Source organism: Bhargavaea beijingensis (assembly GCF_900101985.1).
Classification (GTDB): domain Bacteria; phylum Bacillota; class Bacilli; order Bacillales_A; family Planococcaceae; genus Bhargavaea; species Bhargavaea beijingensis.
On sequence record NZ_FNAR01000003.1, the window covers coordinates 225180 to 242725 of the forward strand.

Genomic DNA, 17546 nt, shown 5'->3' on the forward strand with positions numbered 1-17546 from the left:
ATATATGATCCAATCACGTTCAAAACTATCTATGATGATCGTCTCCGCACTGTTCGCGGCGATCATTGGCATTCTTGCACAAGTCGTTGTGCCGTTGCCACTCGTGCCGATCACGGGCCAGACGCTCGCCATCGGCCTTGCCGCCACGATTCTCGGGTCCAAGTACGGTACGCTTTCTGTCATCATTTATCTTTGCCTCGGCGCCATCGGGGTGCCGGTCTATGCCGAAATGGGAAGCGGTCTCGGGAGCTTGTTCGGCCCGACCGGAGGCTTCCTTTTCGGATTTATACCGGCCGCGTTCATCATGGGCTATTACCTTGAAAAGACAAGTTTCACTGTTAAACAGGCACTCGTTGCGAACATCGTCGGCATGTTTGTGACGCTCTTCATCGGTACGGCCTGGCTAAAATATGCTGCGGGGCTGACTTGGCCAGCCGCATTCGCGGGAGGCTTCATCCCATTCATCCCGGTCGGTTTCATCAAAGCCGGCCTCGCCGCCTGGATCGGCATCGCCGTCCGCAACCGCTTGGCCTCGGCAAGAATTGCAGTGCCTGGTGTTTAATTTTAGGGAGTCGCAGAGAATCTGCGGCTCCCTTATTACGTGCATTCCACTTGACCGACGAGATAAACGTAACCGGCAGAAACTATTTTTCCACTTTACTTTTTACCAGGTTTAGTCTATAAATAACTTTGGAATATTTACCATGAAAGAAGGAACACACCTATGGATTTACGCATGAAAAAGCTCAAAGCCGCTCCGGCCATTTTCCTCATCGCCCTCATCCTCTTCCTCACCGGTTGTGGAACGGCCGCAGAAGAGGATGCTGTGGAAGAAGGGGCGGAGCAGGTCCAAACAGAAGAATCGTCCGAGCCTGAAAAGAAAGCTGAAGAAACCACTGCGAAGAAGCCGGCCGAGGAAAAACCTGCCGAGGAAAAGACGGAAAGCAAACCGGAAGAGAAGCCTAAAGAAAAGCCGGCGGCACAACCGGCCGCCGAAGAAACCAAACCTGCCAAGAAACCGACCGAAACCGGCGGCACGACCGACCATATCCCGGTTGAACTCGTCAAGACGATCGACGGCGACACCATCAAGGTCCGCTACAACGGGCAGGAAGAAAATGTCCGCTATCTCCTGATCGACACACCGGAAACGAACCACCCCCGCCTCGGCAAGCAGCCGTTCGGCGATCAGGCAAAGGAGAGGAACCGTGAACTCGTGAACAGCGGCGAACTCTCGATCGAATTTGACATCGGCGACCGGACCGACAAATACGGCCGGCTGCTTGCCTACGTCTATGTAGACGGCAAGAGTGTCCAGGAAACCCTGCTGCGAGAAGGCCTCGCCCGCGTCGGCTATGTCTACCCGCCGAACACCCGCCACCTTACCCCGTTCGAAGAAGCCGAAGCGGAAGCCAAGAAAAAGAAAATCGGCATCTGGTCCATTGAAGACTACGCCACCGATTCCGGGTTCGAAGCGAGTGCGGCCGAACAGCAAAGTGCGTCCTCCAGCACACCCGCTTCAACAGGAAGTACGGGATCAGGCGGAGTGTCCGGCGGAGGCGGGACTTCCGGCAATTCGAACTACGACGGCGACCCGAACGCCAAAAGCGGCACGACTTCGGAATGGTTCCAAAACTGTACCGAGCTGAGGAAGAAATATCCGGACGGCGTCCCTGCAGGCCATCCTGCCTACCAAGCGAAGATGGACCGGGACAAAGATAATTACGCGTGTGAACGATAAAATGAGAAATCCCCCTGCAGGCCCAAAAGCCTGCAGGGGGATTTGATATTAAATGGGCAGATCCCAGGAACGAGATTGGAACCTCGAATGAAGAAATCAGATCGGCCAGGCGGGAACGGTGGTTCTCCGTAAGTATGACGATTCGGTGCTTGTGTGTTACGCAACCGGCTCTGAATGTCACGATACCCGCCCGGAATGTTACGATTCGGCACTTGGGTGTTACGCAACCACTCCCGAGTATCGCCGAACCGCCACCGTCGGCCCACACTCTCTCACCACTCCCACATCGCTCACTTCCCGCAACACTTCTTATACTTCTTCCCGCTTCCGCACAGGCACGGGTCGTTCCGTCCGACCTTCTCGGAAACAGGCTGTCCGCCTCCCGTTGCCGCTCCGCCAGAAAGCACCTTCAGCGGCCCGCTTTCCCTGAGCTCATTCGGTGTGTGTCCGCGGTTTTCCCACATCCGGGTCGCGTTCACCATGTCGAAGAACAGGCCGATCAGTTCGTTCGCCTGCCTGTCGTCATCGAACACGATGCCTTCGTCGTCCAGCAAGAGGCCCATCGCCTGTGCCGGAGGCGTGTTGGAGGCGGCGAGATACTGAGCGTAGTCGACCCAATTGATGGCGCGTGCCTCTTCACCGCGGAACAGCTTGCGCTCCGCAAACTTCCGGAATGCGGCAAGCTCTGCCGTGTCCTCGTAATGATCGGCGTCTGCATACCGCAGGAGCTCTTCCTTGCCGGGCACATAATACGGCTTGCCGTTTGCCTGCTTGGAGTAGTACTCATATTGTTCCGGGTCCAGCAAGTCTTCGTGGATAAACCGGTCTCCCTTTACATGAACAAATCCCCGGTCGAGCCACTCTGCTGCCGAAGGATCTTTCAGCACTGCGGCAAAGTCGGAGTCCGCAAGCGCCGTTCCGTTTTGCTGGTTAAACACTTCCCGCACTTTCGTGACCGGTGCGATTCCCCACAAGTGGGTCAGCGCCAGGATGTAGTCGACTTTCTCCTGTACACCTTCATCCAGCTCCGGGCGCGGCATGCCAAGAAGGATCTCCTCACCCATCTCATACGGCGTATGGCCTCGGAGCGCCCAGCTTCGGACGTGATTGAACATATGGGCGGCGTAGCGCATCAGGTCTTCAAAATCGTCCGGGTCCATTTTCCCGGGATAACCCCCGACTTGCAGATGATGAATCAGGTTCTGGAACGCGTCGCCTTCCGCTTGATTTGCGGCAGACCGGACCCATCCCATCAGCTTCCTGATTTCCTCGTCATCGTATTCAGGCCGCTTGCCGGCGAACGTCTCCAGCGCCTTTGCCTGCGGCGTCATTTCGACGTACTTGCCGTCCGAGTACCGGAGCAGTTCCTCCGCCTGCGGCACATAAAACGCCTTTCCTTTTGTCGCCTCTAGATAAATCTCCGCTTCGCCTTTCTGGATGATCGCATTGTGCGCCAGGAATTCAGGCCCCGTCCAGACGAACATCCGGTCAAGCTCTTCTTCGGACTCCCGCGCCAGCATCCGCACTTCTTCCGCGCTTACCTGGTGGCCCGTCTGCTCCGTATAAATCTCGGCCAGTTTCTCGTAAGGCACGACACCATAAAAATTGGTTGTCGCTGCTATATAATTGACTACTTTCTGCTTGTCCATCCCCCGCACCCCTTTCGTCCAATTCATTTCTCCCATTATAACGCGGATGGGCCGGGCGCCTTCAACCATTCCCACTTCGCCGTATCTATGAGAAAATGGACTAAACCATGTAAGGAAGGTGAGGCTCAATGGATCAACTCAAAAAAATCGGCGCAGATGCCGTCCTTCTTGGCGCCTTGCTCGGCCTATTGATCGGCACTACCATGGACAGCTTTGCCGTCGGCGTCGGAATTGCGATCATCTTCTCGATCACGTTCAGAAAGAGCGAAGATGAAGACGATGAAAAGTGATTGTGCATCTGTGTGGCTTCCGTCCCGAACAAACTGCTACGAAAAAGGGTGATCCCCTTCAAGATGCTGCAAAGTACTCCTTAATTCTTTTGCAATTCGTTTCTCCATCCGGGAAATATAAGATTGTGATAAACCCAGCTTCTCAGAAAGTTCCTGTTGGGTGAGTCGCTTCCGCCCCCCGATTGCAAATCTGGATTCAACGATCAGCCTCTCCCACTCCCCTAATCCGGACACAGCCTCAGCAACTTGAACACGCTCATATTCCCGCTCGAGGTTTTCGGCTGCGTTAAATTCCGTGCCTACCGTATCCGCCAACACCCTGGCATTTCCTTCCGAGTCCGGGCCTATCGGCTGTTCCAATGAAAATTCAAAACGAATGTTGCCGGCTTTACGCAGATGCATGAGGATTTCATTTTTAATGCATCGGGCAGCGTAAGTGGACAGTTTCACATTCCTGTCCGGATTAAAAGAATCGACCGCCTTGATCAGACCAATTGCCCCGATATTGATCAGTTCATCCACAGGGACTTTCGTATGCCTGAACCTGACCACCACATAATTCACGAGATGAAGATTTTCTTCAATCACCCGATTCCTCTGAAGCAAAGAAACATTCTGCCCAGTACCGAAAACAGCGGATTCTGCGCCCACTTCAGCAGAGTTCAACTTGGTCCCGCCCATCCTTCCCGGCAGTCCTCTTGGTCCCCACACCCTTTTTGAAGAAACCGGCCTTACTTCACTGCCCATGTGTTTTCCTCCTCTGGTCGCTTATTTTTATCAATGTGTCTTATGACCTGGATAAATAGGAAACGAAGAGAAAGTCAAACAAATAAAACAGGACTATCGACCTTCACCACACCTAATATACCACGAGTTCAGATTATTCGGTATTTTTATAGTGAAAGTTCCGCTTCCGAGGATCAATGGCTCTGTCACCTGCAACACGCAACGGGCAGCAGGATTTTTTAGCGAAAGAAAAACTGCAGACCAAGGAGTCAAATACTCCTTGGTCTGCAGCCTGTCTTCAATCTTCTTCAAACGCTTTTTTCATGATTCCATACGACTGCTTGAGCCGCTCCTCCCACTCAGGCACATCCCAATTATCCCAGGTGTATCCCTTGAGCGGACCGATTTTTCCTCCATCAGCTTCCGGCAGGGAATCGGCAACCCGGCCATCCTCCCCGACCATCAGAACCCCGAGGCCGATCCGGTCGATGATGACACTGGCCGATTCACCGTCTTCCGCGAGATTTCCCATAAACTCCTTCATGCTCGGATCCTTTGCCTGCAGAAGCAGCCACGGCAGCCTCAGCTCAACCACGCCTTCCCCGGCATGATAGTCAGCAAGGGAATCGTAGTCCGGCGATTCGGGGTTGCCGTTCCCTTCCCGCAGTTTGCCGGTTTCATATGCCGTGAACGGGATGGTGCGATTTTCGTTGGCCACCTCATATGCCTTGTTGAGTGCGTACTCGATCGGGATAAACCGTCCGCTGTCATTCACCCGCTCGACGTCTTGGATCAGGCCGAGCTTTTTCCCGTACAGGAAATGATGAAAATCATAATACGGATCGATCAGGAGCCTTGATTCTTCGCCATTCAGGCTCGCGATAAACTCCAGTCCGTCCGAAAGGGCCGCGCCCTTGATTCCTCCGATCGTCGTGTTCCCCTGATCGGGCACCGTATCCAGAAGGACGACCGGATACCCGTCCGCGCCCGGTTCCATATCCAAGCGGACATAGAGATAGCGTTCATCATGATCCACATAGACCGCACGGATCGGTCCGGCCTTTTTCTCATAAATCGGTTTTCCGGTCCAGTCGGTCACCTCCCCGTCCACCTTCACTTTGAGCCGGTCGAAGCTCAGGAGGCCGAACTGCTGTTCATTCGTCTGCGCATTTGACCAGAACGGCCGTCTGTCCGGATTATCATAATCCAGCGTGTTCCATGTCCGCTTGAACCATTCATCCTGCCAGGTAAAGACGAGGCCGCCAAGCATCCCCTCGTGCAGGATGTCTTCATACAACCGTTTCAGCACTTCTCCCTGCTCCTGTTCCGACATGAAGCCCTGGTTCCAGCCGAACGGGTTCTCATGGGTTTTCCCGCGGGAAGCGGGTATGCCGAACTCGGCAATCAGAATCGGCATCCGGTGGGCTTCCTTCAACTCTTTCAGATAAGCGGCGTAATTGTTCGGCTCTCCGCGGTGGTCACGGAACTCCAGGTAGCGGCGCTCGTAGTTCAGGAAATCCGGATAATACGGATACACATGGTAAGACGCGAACATTCCGGCCTGTTCCATGTCGCCCTTCGGGGCAATCAGATTCGGATCGACCGAAACGAGGTCTTCCTGCTCGGCGGATTCGGCCGGATGGTCCAGCAGATCGGTCGTCACCCAGTTCGTGAAGCTCATCGCGCGGAGCGCCCCGTATTTCCCATGTTCATAGGCCGTCAGCCATTCCATCTGTTCCGCAAGCCAATATTCAAACGGCTGCGCCCCTTTTGTCCGGTAGTAATCTCCGTCAAAATCGCCGATGCCGGCATGTTTCTCGTTCGTTCCCTGAACCGTATACGGGTACCATTCGATCCCGACCATCCAGGCGCTCACCCATTGTGAAATGTCGGCATCGTAATAGCCCGATGCATGGCCCGGCCGCTCCGGCAGATCCGCATCCCCGTGGACGACATCCACGATCCGCTGCATCTCCTCACGGAAGTCTTTGAGATTTTCCTCTTCAAAGGCGTCCAGGGACTCTTCCAGCTTTTCTTCATTGATCCATACACCGTGCATGACATAAAGCGGCTTGTCATGCGACTCATTATACGCTTTTAGCGCCCGGTAAAAGCCCGGCGGGTGGAGTGTATAAACCCGGATCGTGTTGGCATTCATCTCCCCGATTTTCTCGAACCAGCGTGCGTATTCTTCCTCGGAGATGGCCGCCTCGCCGGGGAAGTGTCCCGGCTTGCCCATGCCGACATTTACGCCCTTGACTGTAAGCGGCTTCCACTCCCCGTCCGCGAACACCTCCAGCCGGTCTTCGGCAATTCTCGAATACACCCCGTCGTCCCCTTCCGCTTTCGCGCCGAGCACGGCTTCCGCCTCCTTTTTCCCGAAGCCATCCAGCAATTCACCGATCATCGGCACGTAGGCAGACCAATAAAATGACTGGTCGGAGAAAGCATTCAGCACCCGGTATACTTGGGGAAGTCCCTGCATCTGGTAAATCCGCGGCACCGACGGCACATCATTATAGTCACCGGCAAAATAGATGCTTTCAGACGCACCGGACTTTTTCGAGACGACGGCAGCAAACTCGGCCGGGATGCCAGATTCTCCGAGCAGCCGCCGTCCCTCCTCGGTCAGTCCCCAATCATATTCCGCAAGCGCCCGTCCGCCGTCGGCAGGTGTCACAATATCAAACCAATAGTCATAACGCGGGCTGCTGTCCATCCCAAACCGTTCTTTCCCCTCTTTTGTGAAAGAAAGGCGGATGCCTTCCCCCGTCAGGTGCCGGTCGCGCTCCAACGCGACGACCTCCCCGGTCAGATCATTGACCAGCAAAAAGCCCGGACCTTCGTATGTCCACTTCTCCCCGTACTGCTCTGCCAGCCATGACGGGATTTCTTCGCTTTTCCGGAAATCCAATTCCTCGAAATACCGGCCTGTCCATCCAGCCCAGTCAACGCCCAACCGGGACATGACCCGGTTCCTCACTTTTTCTCCGGTCGGCGAGGCGAATGTATTATATTCGGAAATCAGAAGCAGCGGATCACCGGATTGCATCCGCTGTTCCACGGCATCCCATTCTTCGCCGGAAAGGCCGCCGTGCACTTTCTCCGAACGGCCCCCCTTCCGTTCCGATTCCGCCCACGGGAGATCCTCCTCGTAGACGCCATATGTATCCGCGATGTAAAGAACATCCGTCCCACTGTAATCCGCCGCAGGAGGCCGGAGCTTATAAGTTTGGCGCTCCTCGTCCGGAACAAAGCCCGTATAATCCCGGGCCGCTTCATATTTCTTGCCATCCGGCCGGACGACCTTCATGTGGTTCAGCGCCCAAACAAGGCCGAGATGCTCCCGGTGTGTTTCATCGGGCACCGTCTTATCGATCACGGTGACCGAAAGCGTCCGGCTGTCTTTTGCCAGCCATAGGATGACCGGCAAGACCAGTACAACCAATGCCAAAGCGACAATCAGATAAAATCTCTTCATTCAGACATCCCCTTTGTTGCGCCGACCCGTTCCATATCCCCCCAGGAGCGGATGCGGAACATGGAGCGGACCAGCCCTTCCACCCGCCAAAACAAAGTCAGCGGCTTGTACCAGACAACTTCCGTGAGTGACAGTGCCATCATCCGCAGTATATCCCGCCTTTTCGGGAAGACGTTCATACTCCATGACTCCAGCAGGACCGACCCGATCGAGAACACCGTGCCATACAGGATGAACAGCAGCAAGAGCAGCACGGCGTACTCATAATAAATGCCGCCCATGAAAAATGCAGCGATCACATACACATAGCCGCCCAGCTCAATCAGAGGCCCGATGCATTCGACCAGCCAGAAGTAAGGAAACGACAACAGCCCGACCGTGCCGTACTTCGGATTCAGTGTCATCCCCCTGTGCCGCCAAAGGCTTTCAAGCAGGCCCTGGTGCCAGCGCCTCCGCTGTCTCCGCAAAACGGCAAGTGACTGGGGCGCTTCTGTCCAGCAAACGGGATCGGGGACAAATTCCACCCTTGCATCCATCTTTTTGTCTTTGATCAGCCGCTGGATTTTCACGACCATTTCCATGTCTTCACCGATCGTCTCAGTGTTGTAGCCGCCGGCTTCAAAGGCAAATTTCTTCGAAAATACGCTGAACGCGCCCGAGATAATCAGCACCATATTCAGCTTGCTGAGGGCAATCCGGCCCATGAGGAAGGCTCTCAGATATTCCACGACCTGCATCACGACGAGCGGCCGTCCGGACAGCCGGATGTCCGACACGACGCCATGGTCAACCGCCATCCCGTTGACAATCCGGACATTTCCGCCTGCGGCGACGACTTTGCCGCCCGAAGTCATGATCGGCTTCATGACGCGCAGAAGCGAATTCCCGTCCAGGATCGAATCCCCGTCAATCGTGCAGAAATACGGATAGCGCGCAAAGTTGATCCCCACATTGAGCGCATCTCCCTTTCCCCCGTTTTCCTTTTTGATCAGCCAAAGATTCGGGTGGATCCGCGAACGGTATACGTCCAGTACGCGCTTTGTTTCCAGGCGTGATTCAGCCGGTTTTTCGGCCGGCACCATGTCAAACTGCCGGATAACCACTTCAGCCGTTTGGTCGGTGGAACCGTCATCGATGACGAGCAGTTCAGTCTGGGGATAATTCAGATTAAGGAGCGAGTGAATGCTCCCGACCACGCCGGCCTCTTCGTTGTAGGCCGGTACCAGGATTGAAACCGGCTTGGAAAAGAAGGCGTCGATAAATTGGTCATCCAGTTCGCGGCGGTCAAGGCGGCGCTGGCGCTTCAGATCCAGGAAAGCGAACAGGAACATCCCGCTGTATGCAAGGATGACGACGGCCATGTAGATAAAAATGACCCCTCCGAAAAACTTCATTACCCACTCAATTGCAAGATCCATCCTGTCCTCTCCTCTTCACCGGCTGTTTGTTTTCATAGAGTTTCCGTCCCTCTTAACGCAGGACCGCCAAGTCCTCCGCGGCCTCGCGCTGTCTCGCCAATAATCCGCGGACCTCTTCACGGACAAGCCATGACGGATCGTCGCGGAGGCGGGATGCATACCGGGCGGCCTCATCCGCGGGAACCCTTCTGAGCATACGGGCCCCCAGGAAGCGCTCTTCCCAAACCGGTGAATCAAACGCACGTTCAAGGATCCGGTCGGGTGTCCGGATGCCGAATGCATCAATGGCCCGGAGTACACGGATCCTGATCTCCGGATCTTCGCTGTCCAAAAGCCCTTCAAGAAACGGCAGCTTCTTGAGGTCCTGCCGCATTCCAAGCACCTCGACCATGCCGTACTTGAGTATGGGATCCAGCTGGCCGAACTGCGCGGAGGCTTCTTCAAATACCGGTTCCGGCATGAGGAAAAACAGCTGGCGGGCCTCGTACTCGGACAAGTTGCCGAGTCGATCGGCATTCCTTCCGATAAAGCCGTCCGGACGGAACTGCAGGTCAATCAGCAGCAGTTGAAACCGCTCATCCGCCGTCAGCCTTTTTCGCTCGAGTGTATGTACATCGCCAAGCAAACTTTCCATGCCGAAGTCCTCGATCCGGTACAGGGCATTCATCCTTTCGCTCCAGTTCCTGCTTTTCAGTTTTTTCCGGTAAAACGGCGCCAGATGGCCATCTGCAAAGGCCCTGATCCGTTCCCGGATTTTGTCGCCAGAGACGTTTGTCAGGTAAGCCCGGAAAATTTCTTCCACCGCGGCAAGCTCGGCTTTGTTTTTCGGAACCATCTCCGCCGAGACATCTTCCATCCCGCGAAGCACGCGGTACCACCTTTCATTGTTGCGGGACAGGTAAGCTTTTGCCTTTTCCATTTTTCTTTCCTGCACAGCACGCGCCGCGAACAGGTAGACGGTCAGCGCAACCAACACAAGGAGCAGCAGCAGAACCCCGATGGATACGGTTGTAACGGATATGCCGGTCATGACCATAACCTCGCCAGCAGCCGTTTTATCTGGGCTTCAAACAATCTCAGGTTAAAGGGCTTGACCAAAAAGCCATCCGCGCCGCTTTCATAAGCATAAGTCATGTCCTCTTCCGAGTTTCTCCGGGTCATCATCAGGATCGTGAATTTCCCGTCATTCGGAAGGGAACGGAGCTCATGGAGCACATCCAGGCCGTTCTGCCTCGGAAGCAAATCATTCATGACCACGAGATGCGGGTGTGCGGACACTGTCCAGCCCGACTCGAGGAATGTCCGGCCGTCACCGAACGTCTCGATCTTAAGCTGGATACCGGGCGTATCCAGCTGGTCAATCGCCATTCCGAGTACGTCGCGGAACAGCGGTTCCGGGTCAAGAATGCTGACCTTTACCTCCTCGTCCGGGCGTTGCCGCAAAGAGTCTAATACCGTGACCCGCCCCTCTGCATCACCGATCGCCGACTGCATGCGCCTGAGCGAGGCCTGATAGTCAACATCAGGATGGAAGATTTCAAGGATTGCCGCCTTCATCTCTCCCTCCATCCGGAACAGCCGGTTCAGGAAGCTTTTGGCTTCGTCCGTACCGCTCATCGGCAGCAGCACTCCCCGCTCGTCGGGCCGGTCCGTTTCAAACAGCACATCTGTGGAGCGGACAAGGCTCCGGAGACGGGAAGCCGTTTCGGCGCCCGTTTCATTTTCCGCGCGGATTACGATCATCACTATTGTGCGGCGCCCGCGCAGCGCATTTGCTTTCATCAGGTCGAAGATATCTTGGATGTGAGGCTCTTTGAATACCGGATGGGTCCCTGTTTTGGTTGCCACCTTCCATCCCCCTCCCTCTCTTTATTACTGAATTACCCGCCAAATAGGAAATCTATCCATTGGACGGAGAAACTACCTGTTTGTTTTGATTATCATACAGCCAATCGACAATCAGCAAGTGTTTATTCGACAAAAACGCACATGATCCGACCCGCACATAAAAAAGGACCGGTCGCCCGGTCCAAGTCCGCATCAAGACGGTTTTCAGGATGATCCGGTCAGGAACCGACGGTCACCCGGTTTCTTCCCTCCCGCTTTGACCGGTACAAGGCTTCGTCCGCGCGCTTCAGCAGCAGGGCCGGCTCCTCGCCGGTCTTTCTGAGCGCGACACCGGCCGACACAGTCACCGGCACCGGCTTCCCGGCTTCAGCAATCCGTTTCCGGATCCTTTCGGCCACCGATGCCGCAGCCGTCTCTGAAGCGGTCTCCACAGTCAATGAAAACTCCTCGCCGCCAATCCTCGCCGCATACAGTTGAATGCCTTTCATGCTTCTTGTCTCCTCCGCCAGGTCCTCAATAGCGGTTGCGACCCGCTTGAGCACGTCATCCCCGACAGCATGGCCGTATGTATCATTGACTTGTTTAAAGTGGTCGATATCCAATGCAATGACGGCATACGGGGACTCGGCGAGACGGTCCATCTGCTTCTCGAATGCCCGCCGATTTGCGAGTCCCGTGAGCGGGTCGGTGGAAGCGAGTTCGCGGAACTGTTCTGTGAGCTGGATCAATTCGTCCTGCTTGTTCTGGATTTTCTGCACCAGCCCCATCAGTTGGCTATTCGCCTGTTCCGTTTCCAGCCGGACACGCTCAGCTTCGCGCTTCGCATCCATCATCTCTTCTTCGTACTTTCCCCGTATCGGCATCGGCAGGATTGCACACTCGTAACAGCCGGACGCCTCCGCCGCACTGAGCAGAGCCGGCATCCTCCCGTCCCTGCAGCGCAGGGAAATCTCCATTTCCTTCACCCTGCCGTGAAGTTCAATGGCCGGCATGAAAAAGGTCTGGAAATAGACCCATCCTGACACCGTCAGCATGTCCCGCACTTTTTTTGGCGGATCATCCAGTCCCGCCATTTCCATGAAGGTCCGGTTCACCTCCAGGACATTCCATTCTTTATCCAATATGACGTAGCCGACCGGTGCCCGGTCCAATTGCGCATCCATCGATGTAACGCCTGCCTTTCCCCCGCTTGCGCCGGTTCCTCTCTGATTGCCTTCCGCTGTTTCAGATTCCCCGCTCATCATTCAGGTATCGACGGATTTCACGGATGGTCTCTTCCGGCTCACTGATGTGGGGATTATGCCCCTTGGCCGCAAGCATCCTCAACGTGCTGCCCGCGATCTGTTTGCGCACAAATTCCCCGACTTCCGCCGGTGCCACGGAATCTTCCTGAGCCTGGAGGACCAGCGTCGGCACAGTTACCTGGCTCAGCCGGTCCCGCACATCCGACAGGAACGTCACTTCCGCAAACTGGCGCATGATGTCCGGGTCGTTCGAGACCAGCCGCTCCTCCAGTTCCTCCGCAAGAAACGGTCTGTCCATGTTCTTCATCGAAGCAGGCGCCATGTATTTTGCCCACTCCTTGTAGTTCCGTTCCATCATTGCGAGCAGTTCCTCTATATCTTCCCGGTCATAGCCGCCCCTGTACTCCGGCGCATTCAGATAGCGCGGCGATGGGCCGATCATGATCAATGTGCCGATGGCTCCCGGACGCCCGATGGACGCCAGCGCCCCGATCATGGCACTGACGGAATGCCCGACAAACACCGCGTCTCTCAGATCGAGCGCATCCGCAATCTCGATGACATCACGCGCATAGCCGTCAAGCGAGTCATAATCGGAAGGACGATACTGCGAACGGTCACTTCTGCCGGAACCGACATGATCAAACAGCACGACCCGCCATCCGCTTTCAAATGCCGGAGCGACCCGTTCCCATACGGTCTGGTCACAGCCCAGCCCATGCCCGAAAACAATCGTCCGCTCCCCTGCCCCGCGTATGGTCACATGGTTTCTTTGCATCACTTTATCTTTCAACATGCCTTCACCTTTCTTCATTCGACGTTTTTCACTCTCCCTCAACCCTATCATTCGCTGCCTGCTTCTTAAAAGTTTCTTTCGGGATTCAGCCTCCGGACTCCTCTGCATCACCATCAAAAGGCATCAAAAAGCCGGCCCCTGCAGCCGGCTTTCCTCATTTATGAACCCCGTTCAAATAATCCGACGCAAACCCGCACATGGCGGTGATGCCGGCCGGAATCGCCTGCTCATCGAAGACGATTCCCGGATTGTGGAGCGATAGGTGGGTGCGGCTGTCTTTGTCGTTCCTCGTTCCAAGGCGGAACAGCATGCCCGGAATCTGCTCCAGGTAATAGGCGAAGTCCTCGCTGCCCGTCGACGGTTCTTTCAGGTAATCGATATTTTCCTGGCCGAGGTGCGTTTTCAGCGACTGCTCAAGCAGGCCGGTCAGATGAGGATCATTGATGACCGGCGGGCAGCCGGCGCCCTTGAATTCAACATCCGCCTCTGCATTGGAGGCGGCCGCGACATGGTGGGCGATTTCCTTCATGCGCTTTTTGATGTAGTCGCGGGTCGTGTGGCTGAGCGTCCGGACGGTTCCCGACACTTTCACATCGGTCGCGATGACATTGTCCGCCGAACCGCCGTCGATCTGGCCCGCCGTGATGACAGCCGGGTCGAAAGGCGACAGGTTCCTGGAGATGATGCGCTGGAACAGGTCTACGATGTCACCTGCGACCGGCACGGGGTCGACGGCTTTCTCAGGATGGGCCCCGTGTCCGCCGGTGCCTTTCACCGTCACATGGAACGTATCGTTCGCCGCCGTCATCGGGCCGGGGCGGATGCCGATCTTCCCGGCATCGGTCGACGGCCATGTGTGGAGGCACACCGCGTGGTCCGGCTTCGGATTCTCAAGCACCCCCGCCTTGATCAGTTCGGAAGCGCCGCCTGCCTTTTCCTCCGATGGCTGGAAGACGAACTTGATCGTCCCTTTCCAGTTGTCCCTCATCCGTTCCAGCACCTTTGCCGCTCCGATCAGCACAGTCGTATGAATGTCATGGCCGCAAGCGTGCATGACATTCGGCTTTTCAGACGCGAACTCGACACCGGACTCCTCCATGAGCGGCAACGCGTCCAGGTCCGCCCGCAGCATCAGGACGGGCCCGTCTCCGTCCTTTCCGTACATCAGACCGACCGCACCCGTCTCAAGCCCGAGTTCCTGCCACTCGATCGACGTGTCTTCCAGCTGTGCCTTCACGAAGCCGGTCGTCTCATATTCCTCATGGCTCAGCTCCGGATGGGCATGGATATGCCTCCGGATCCGGATCATTTCGTCCTGTATCTCTTTCACCAAATGTTGCAGTTCCATCGAATCCTCCGTTCCGTAATGGGTTGGGGCGAGTTCCCCGATAGTCTTCCATTACCCGGTTCCGGAAAGAGGTATGTATTTAATTGAATACCGACTGCCCTTGCATCCGGATAAGGGACTTCGAAGACGGGCAGCTTGGATGAGCCCGTTCGCTATAGGGTGACGGGTTGGTGTACGTCCGCAAGACGCCATCCGATAAAAAAGCATGCACCCTTTCTCCGGGCGCATGCTTTTTTATGCTGAAACCGTTGGCCGTCAGGAGTCTTCGAAATTCCTGCCGCCATCCCGCTTCACGAGATGATAGCATTTCTTCGGCTCCCGGATGAGAAACATCCGGGTGGTCCGGCGCTCGACAAGCTGGTATTTGAACCGGAGGGCTTTCTGGAACTGATTGTGGAAGCTGAAACGGCTGACAGGCAGTGTGACGGTGTGGCCGTTAGTAAGCGTCACGCAAGTCTTCCCTTTCTCCACCGCCTCGTAGCGGTCAATGTGGTGGAGGGCAAACCAAGTGCAGTCTTCGCGCGACGGTGAAGTGGTCGGGAAAAGGATGATCGTCTCTTCCCCGTCAATGCGGACGGGCGTGTTATGTGTTCTTGACAGGATGTAATTGGCGCCGTCCCGCGCACCGCGGAAGCTCGTTCCTTGTAACCGCAGCGTGCGGTCTATCAATTGCGTCGGACTCTCCCCAATCGTGACATACTCGTCCGGCAGCAGCACCTTGGCGTGCAGGTCCCCACAAGCGTCATACTCCGGAACAATCCCCATCGTTTCCTGTCTGATCTCGAACATATCCGTACTCATGTCCCCATCCCCTTTGGTCTCATTTTTCCCCGCTTTCTTATCCGGAAATGCCCCAAACCCCTTTACTTACCCGCTTGCCCTTCGCATCCCCTCACCTCACACCCCTCGATTAAAAAAGGGAACCGGACTGACAAGGAAGTAAATGACCCCACAAAAATCCATATCATTGGAATAAATGAGTAAAGATTCCCTTAATACCTCTATTATAGATAAAACAAGGTAGTAAAGTCTATCTATTTTGACAATTAAAGTTGATAATTGCTAAAATTTGCCGAAAGATTCCGCGAGAAAGAAGGAAATGTTAAGAAAATCGGGCGGCACGCTGCACTCGATAAAGACCCGATGAGCATTCAATAGCAAACGGCGGGAACTCGGTGCTTGAAGCGCACCGCCGTCCCCACCGTTTGCATCTCTTATCTTCCCAAAAGATATCTCAGCTTGGCTTCACCGCACTGTTTTCCGTCCTCTTCATCCACGGAACCGTCTCCGGCCTGCCGGTCCGCTCCCCGCCAACCAGCAAGTTCATGTATTGCCCGGTATACCCCATCAAGTGGAGCAGGACGAGTTCGAGGTACTGGATGCCAAGCTGGAGGATGGCCTCCTTGTCCCAGTCGTTGAGTGTCTGCAGATTGCGCCGGTTGGCGTGGATCGTCTCCTTGTAGTACGCGGCAATCAGCTGCGGGCCGTCCGCGTAGCCGCCGACACGGATGGTGTGCCGGGGGATGGCTGTAGGGATGGTGCAAAACTGGAGAAGCCGGCGGATCTGCATATCAACCGGAAATCGCTCAAACTCCTGTGCGGATAAGATTTTCTCTTCCTCGACGAGCACTTTCCACGCCAGTTTTACCAATGCGGCATGCACAGACACGATTCGGTTCTCCACAAAGCCCTCCGATTTCGCACTGAGGTACCATTGCAACAGCCGAGGCAAGGTCTGCTGCCAATGCGGGATCGTGAATTTCTCGATTACGCTTTCCACCAGGCGGCTCAACTTGTCCCCGGGGTCATTTTCAACACCCGGACACCAGTTGGCCTCGTTTTTCCAGCTATCGACGGCCGGCAGCCGGTACTGTTTGATCACGCCCCCATTTGCGTAGCTTCCATGGATGCTGCAGATGCCGACACGACGCCCCGCATTAAAGGACAGCACCCAATTCAGCGCATCGATGAGTTCATTGACCGTCTTCGGGTCGGCCGGCTGCCTGTCCGTCCGTTCGATCAGGCCCGCGTGCGTCACGCCGTAGCCACCCAGTTCATCCAGGCTGCGATACGTTTCGTCGTAGTTATGGACCTGGTCGAATGTGATCCGGTATGCCCCGTATCGGGCCCGGAGCCTTCCCCTGTAAATCGAGTTCAGATAACGGATCGGCTCCCCGGCTGTTCCGTAAAAGTTCACAACCGAGAAATGAACGCGGTCTGCCGGCCGGAACGGCTGGCTGAACGATTCCTTTACGGTCCCCGCCAGCTCAGCCCTTTCCGTGTTAAAACGATTAATGAACGCTTCACCGTGAAAACCGTTCGGTGTCTGGATCCGGTACGTGCGGAAAATCGATTCCACCAATAGGTTTCCGGCTTTCTCCGCAGAGATTCCGAGATCGGTCAGGGTGCCGACCCACTCAATCTTCATTTCGGGATACCATTTAAGTGTGACCTGCCCATTAAGATGAAACATGTCCTGGTCGTCTTCAAGCGAAAATTCTCCTGAATACAGGTTCACCGCCTGGTTGACGAAGTTCATTCTGAGCGGGGAGACCAATGCATCCTCCACACCCGCCGGAATCCTTTCCTCTATTCCGGATAGCCGTATTGCCTGCCTCCGACGAGCCGATTCCACATTCATTTTAAATTGTCTCCTCTCCATTCTTTAACTGTGATCCGTAATCTTCCGGCCCTTGCAGCACCTTTTGCGGAATCATGCAGGCCCTGTCGAACAAACTCCGTTTGAACGGCTTCCCGTATTCCTGAACACCCAAGTTGCGACCCTGTCCGACCACTTGGGACAACCCTCCGGCAGTCTACAATTACCTATGATAAAATCCCTATTTATTTTTTTATCATAGCATTCGGTTCACGATGAAAATATAGAACTAAAGGCCGAATAATTCGAATTATTTCATCAATAAGTGCGCTGAATCGACAGCTTGCTTCTCGTCTCGCAGGAGTGAAGCTGTTTCTATGAAAAATGCCGCCGGTACCCAAGAGCA

General features: G+C 55.3%; 14 protein-coding genes. 3 read left to right on the forward strand and 11 right to left on the reverse strand.

Annotated elements, in window-relative coordinates:
• The first annotated feature begins 4 nt into the window (after positions 1–4).
• Both BLT01_RS04260 and BLT01_RS04265 read left to right on the forward strand, forming a co-directional pair.
• Entirely contained in the window at positions 5–562 is a 558-nt protein-coding gene (locus BLT01_RS04260; RefSeq protein WP_092094932.1) for a biotin transporter BioY, read from the forward strand.
• A 162-nt stretch (positions 563–724) separates the two neighbouring features.
• Positions 725–1741: a thermonuclease family protein gene (locus tag BLT01_RS04265; RefSeq protein ID WP_092094934.1), complete on the forward strand. Its 1017-nt coding sequence runs from the start codon at positions 725–727 to the stop codon at positions 1739–1741.
• A gap of 290 nt (positions 1742–2031) precedes the next feature.
• Here the strand turns inward: BLT01_RS04265 and BLT01_RS04270 are convergent, their stop codons facing one another.
• Positions 2032–3390 (reverse strand): SEC-C metal-binding domain-containing protein, encoded by a 1359-nt coding sequence (locus BLT01_RS04270; RefSeq protein ID WP_176765035.1) that lies wholly within the window; start codon positions 3388–3390, stop codon positions 2032–2034.
• 128 nt (positions 3391–3518) lie between these two features.
• Here BLT01_RS04270 and BLT01_RS15175 point away from each other — a divergent pair, with 128 nt between their 5' ends.
• Entirely contained in the window at positions 3519–3680 is a 162-nt protein-coding gene (locus tag BLT01_RS15175; protein ID WP_176765036.1) for a hypothetical protein, read from the forward strand.
• 36 nt (positions 3681–3716) lie between these two features.
• On the opposite strand, the gene BLT01_RS04275 is transcribed toward BLT01_RS15175, so the two are convergent.
• From BLT01_RS04275 to BLT01_RS04320, 10 genes are all read right to left on the reverse strand, one after another.
• On the reverse strand, positions 3717–4427 hold the full coding sequence (locus BLT01_RS04275; RefSeq protein ID WP_092094938.1) for a sigma-70 family RNA polymerase sigma factor: 711 nt from the start codon (positions 4425–4427) through the stop codon (positions 3717–3719).
• A 277-nt stretch (positions 4428–4704) separates the two neighbouring features.
• Positions 4705–7887, reverse strand: a complete 3183-nt coding sequence (locus tag BLT01_RS04280) for a hypothetical protein (protein ID WP_092094940.1) — start codon at positions 7885–7887, stop codon at positions 4705–4707.
• Positions 7884–9305, reverse strand: a complete 1422-nt coding sequence (locus BLT01_RS04285; RefSeq protein WP_092094942.1) for a glycosyltransferase family 2 protein — start codon at positions 9303–9305, stop codon at positions 7884–7886. Before BLT01_RS04285 ends, BLT01_RS04280 begins: the two co-directional genes overlap by 4 nt.
• 52 nt (positions 9306–9357) lie before the next feature.
• Positions 9358–10335, reverse strand: coding sequence for a HEAT repeat domain-containing protein (locus BLT01_RS04290; RefSeq protein WP_092094944.1), 978 nt, complete (start codon positions 10333–10335; stop codon positions 9358–9360).
• Entirely contained in the window at positions 10332–11153 is an 822-nt protein-coding gene (locus tag BLT01_RS04295) for a response regulator transcription factor (protein ID WP_092094946.1), read from the reverse strand. The genes BLT01_RS04290 and BLT01_RS04295 overlap by 4 nt, the downstream gene beginning before the upstream one ends.
• Positions 11154–11371: 218 nt before the next feature.
• Positions 11372–12316, reverse strand: coding sequence for a sensor domain-containing diguanylate cyclase (locus tag BLT01_RS04300; RefSeq protein WP_176765037.1), 945 nt, complete (start codon positions 12314–12316; stop codon positions 11372–11374).
• Positions 12317–12377: 61 nt separating this feature from the next.
• Complete coding sequence (locus BLT01_RS04305; RefSeq protein ID WP_322787846.1) at positions 12378–13193, reverse strand: alpha/beta fold hydrolase; 816 nt, start codon at positions 13191–13193, stop codon at positions 12378–12380.
• A 154-nt stretch (positions 13194–13347) separates the two neighbouring features.
• Positions 13348–14541 (reverse strand): M20 metallopeptidase family protein, encoded by a 1194-nt coding sequence (locus tag BLT01_RS04310; RefSeq protein ID WP_092094950.1) that lies wholly within the window; start codon positions 14539–14541, stop codon positions 13348–13350.
• Between the two features lie 255 nt (positions 14542–14796).
• The gene (locus tag BLT01_RS04315; RefSeq protein ID WP_092094952.1) at positions 14797–15342 is read right to left on the reverse strand and encodes a competence protein ComK; all 546 of its coding nucleotides are present in this window, start codon (positions 15340–15342) and stop codon (positions 14797–14799) included.
• A gap of 433 nt (positions 15343–15775) precedes the next feature.
• A complete protein-coding gene (locus BLT01_RS04320) occupies positions 15776–17182 on the reverse strand; it encodes a hypothetical protein (RefSeq protein ID WP_092094954.1) in 1407 nt (468 codons plus the stop codon).
• Positions 17183–17546: the final 364 nt, after the last annotated feature.

Bases quoted from the DNA above. Each gene is read 5' to 3' on its own strand.
- BLT01_RS04260 (WP_092094932.1), top strand. From the start codon at position 5: ATGATCCAATCACGTTCAAAACTATCTATGATGATCGTCTCCGCACTG.
- BLT01_RS04265 (WP_092094934.1), top strand. From the start codon at position 725: ATGGATTTACGCATGAAAAAGCTCAAAGCCGCTCCGGCCATTTTCCTC.
- BLT01_RS04270 (WP_176765035.1), bottom strand. From the start codon at position 3,390: ATGGACAAGCAGAAAGTAGTCAATTATATAGCAGCGACAACCAATTTT.
- BLT01_RS15175 (WP_176765036.1), top strand. From the start codon at position 3,519: ATGGATCAACTCAAAAAAATCGGCGCAGATGCCGTCCTTCTTGGCGCC.
- BLT01_RS04275 (WP_092094938.1), bottom strand. From the start codon at position 4,427: ATGGGCAGTGAAGTAAGGCCGGTTTCTTCAAAAAGGGTGTGGGGACCA.
- BLT01_RS04280 (WP_092094940.1), bottom strand. From the start codon at position 7,887: ATGAAGAGATTTTATCTGATTGTCGCTTTGGCATTGGTTGTACTGGTC.
- BLT01_RS04285 (WP_092094942.1), bottom strand. From the start codon at position 9,305: ATGGATCTTGCAATTGAGTGGGTAATGAAGTTTTTCGGAGGGGTCATT.
- BLT01_RS04290 (WP_092094944.1), bottom strand. From the start codon at position 10,335: ATGACCGGCATATCCGTTACAACCGTATCCATCGGGGTTCTGCTGCTG.
- BLT01_RS04300 (WP_176765037.1), bottom strand. From the start codon at position 12,316: ATGGATGCGCAATTGGACCGGGCACCGGTCGGCTACGTCATATTGGAT.
- BLT01_RS04305 (WP_322787846.1), bottom strand. From the start codon at position 13,193: ATGTTGAAAGATAAAGTGATGCAAAGAAACCATGTGACCATACGCGGG.
- BLT01_RS04310 (WP_092094950.1), bottom strand. From the start codon at position 14,541: ATGGAACTGCAACATTTGGTGAAAGAGATACAGGACGAAATGATCCGG.
- BLT01_RS04315 (WP_092094952.1), bottom strand. From the start codon at position 15,342: ATGAGTACGGATATGTTCGAGATCAGACAGGAAACGATGGGGATTGTT.
- BLT01_RS04320 (WP_092094954.1), bottom strand. From the start codon at position 17,182: ATGAATGTGGAATCGGCTCGTCGGAGGCAGGCAATACGGCTATCCGGA.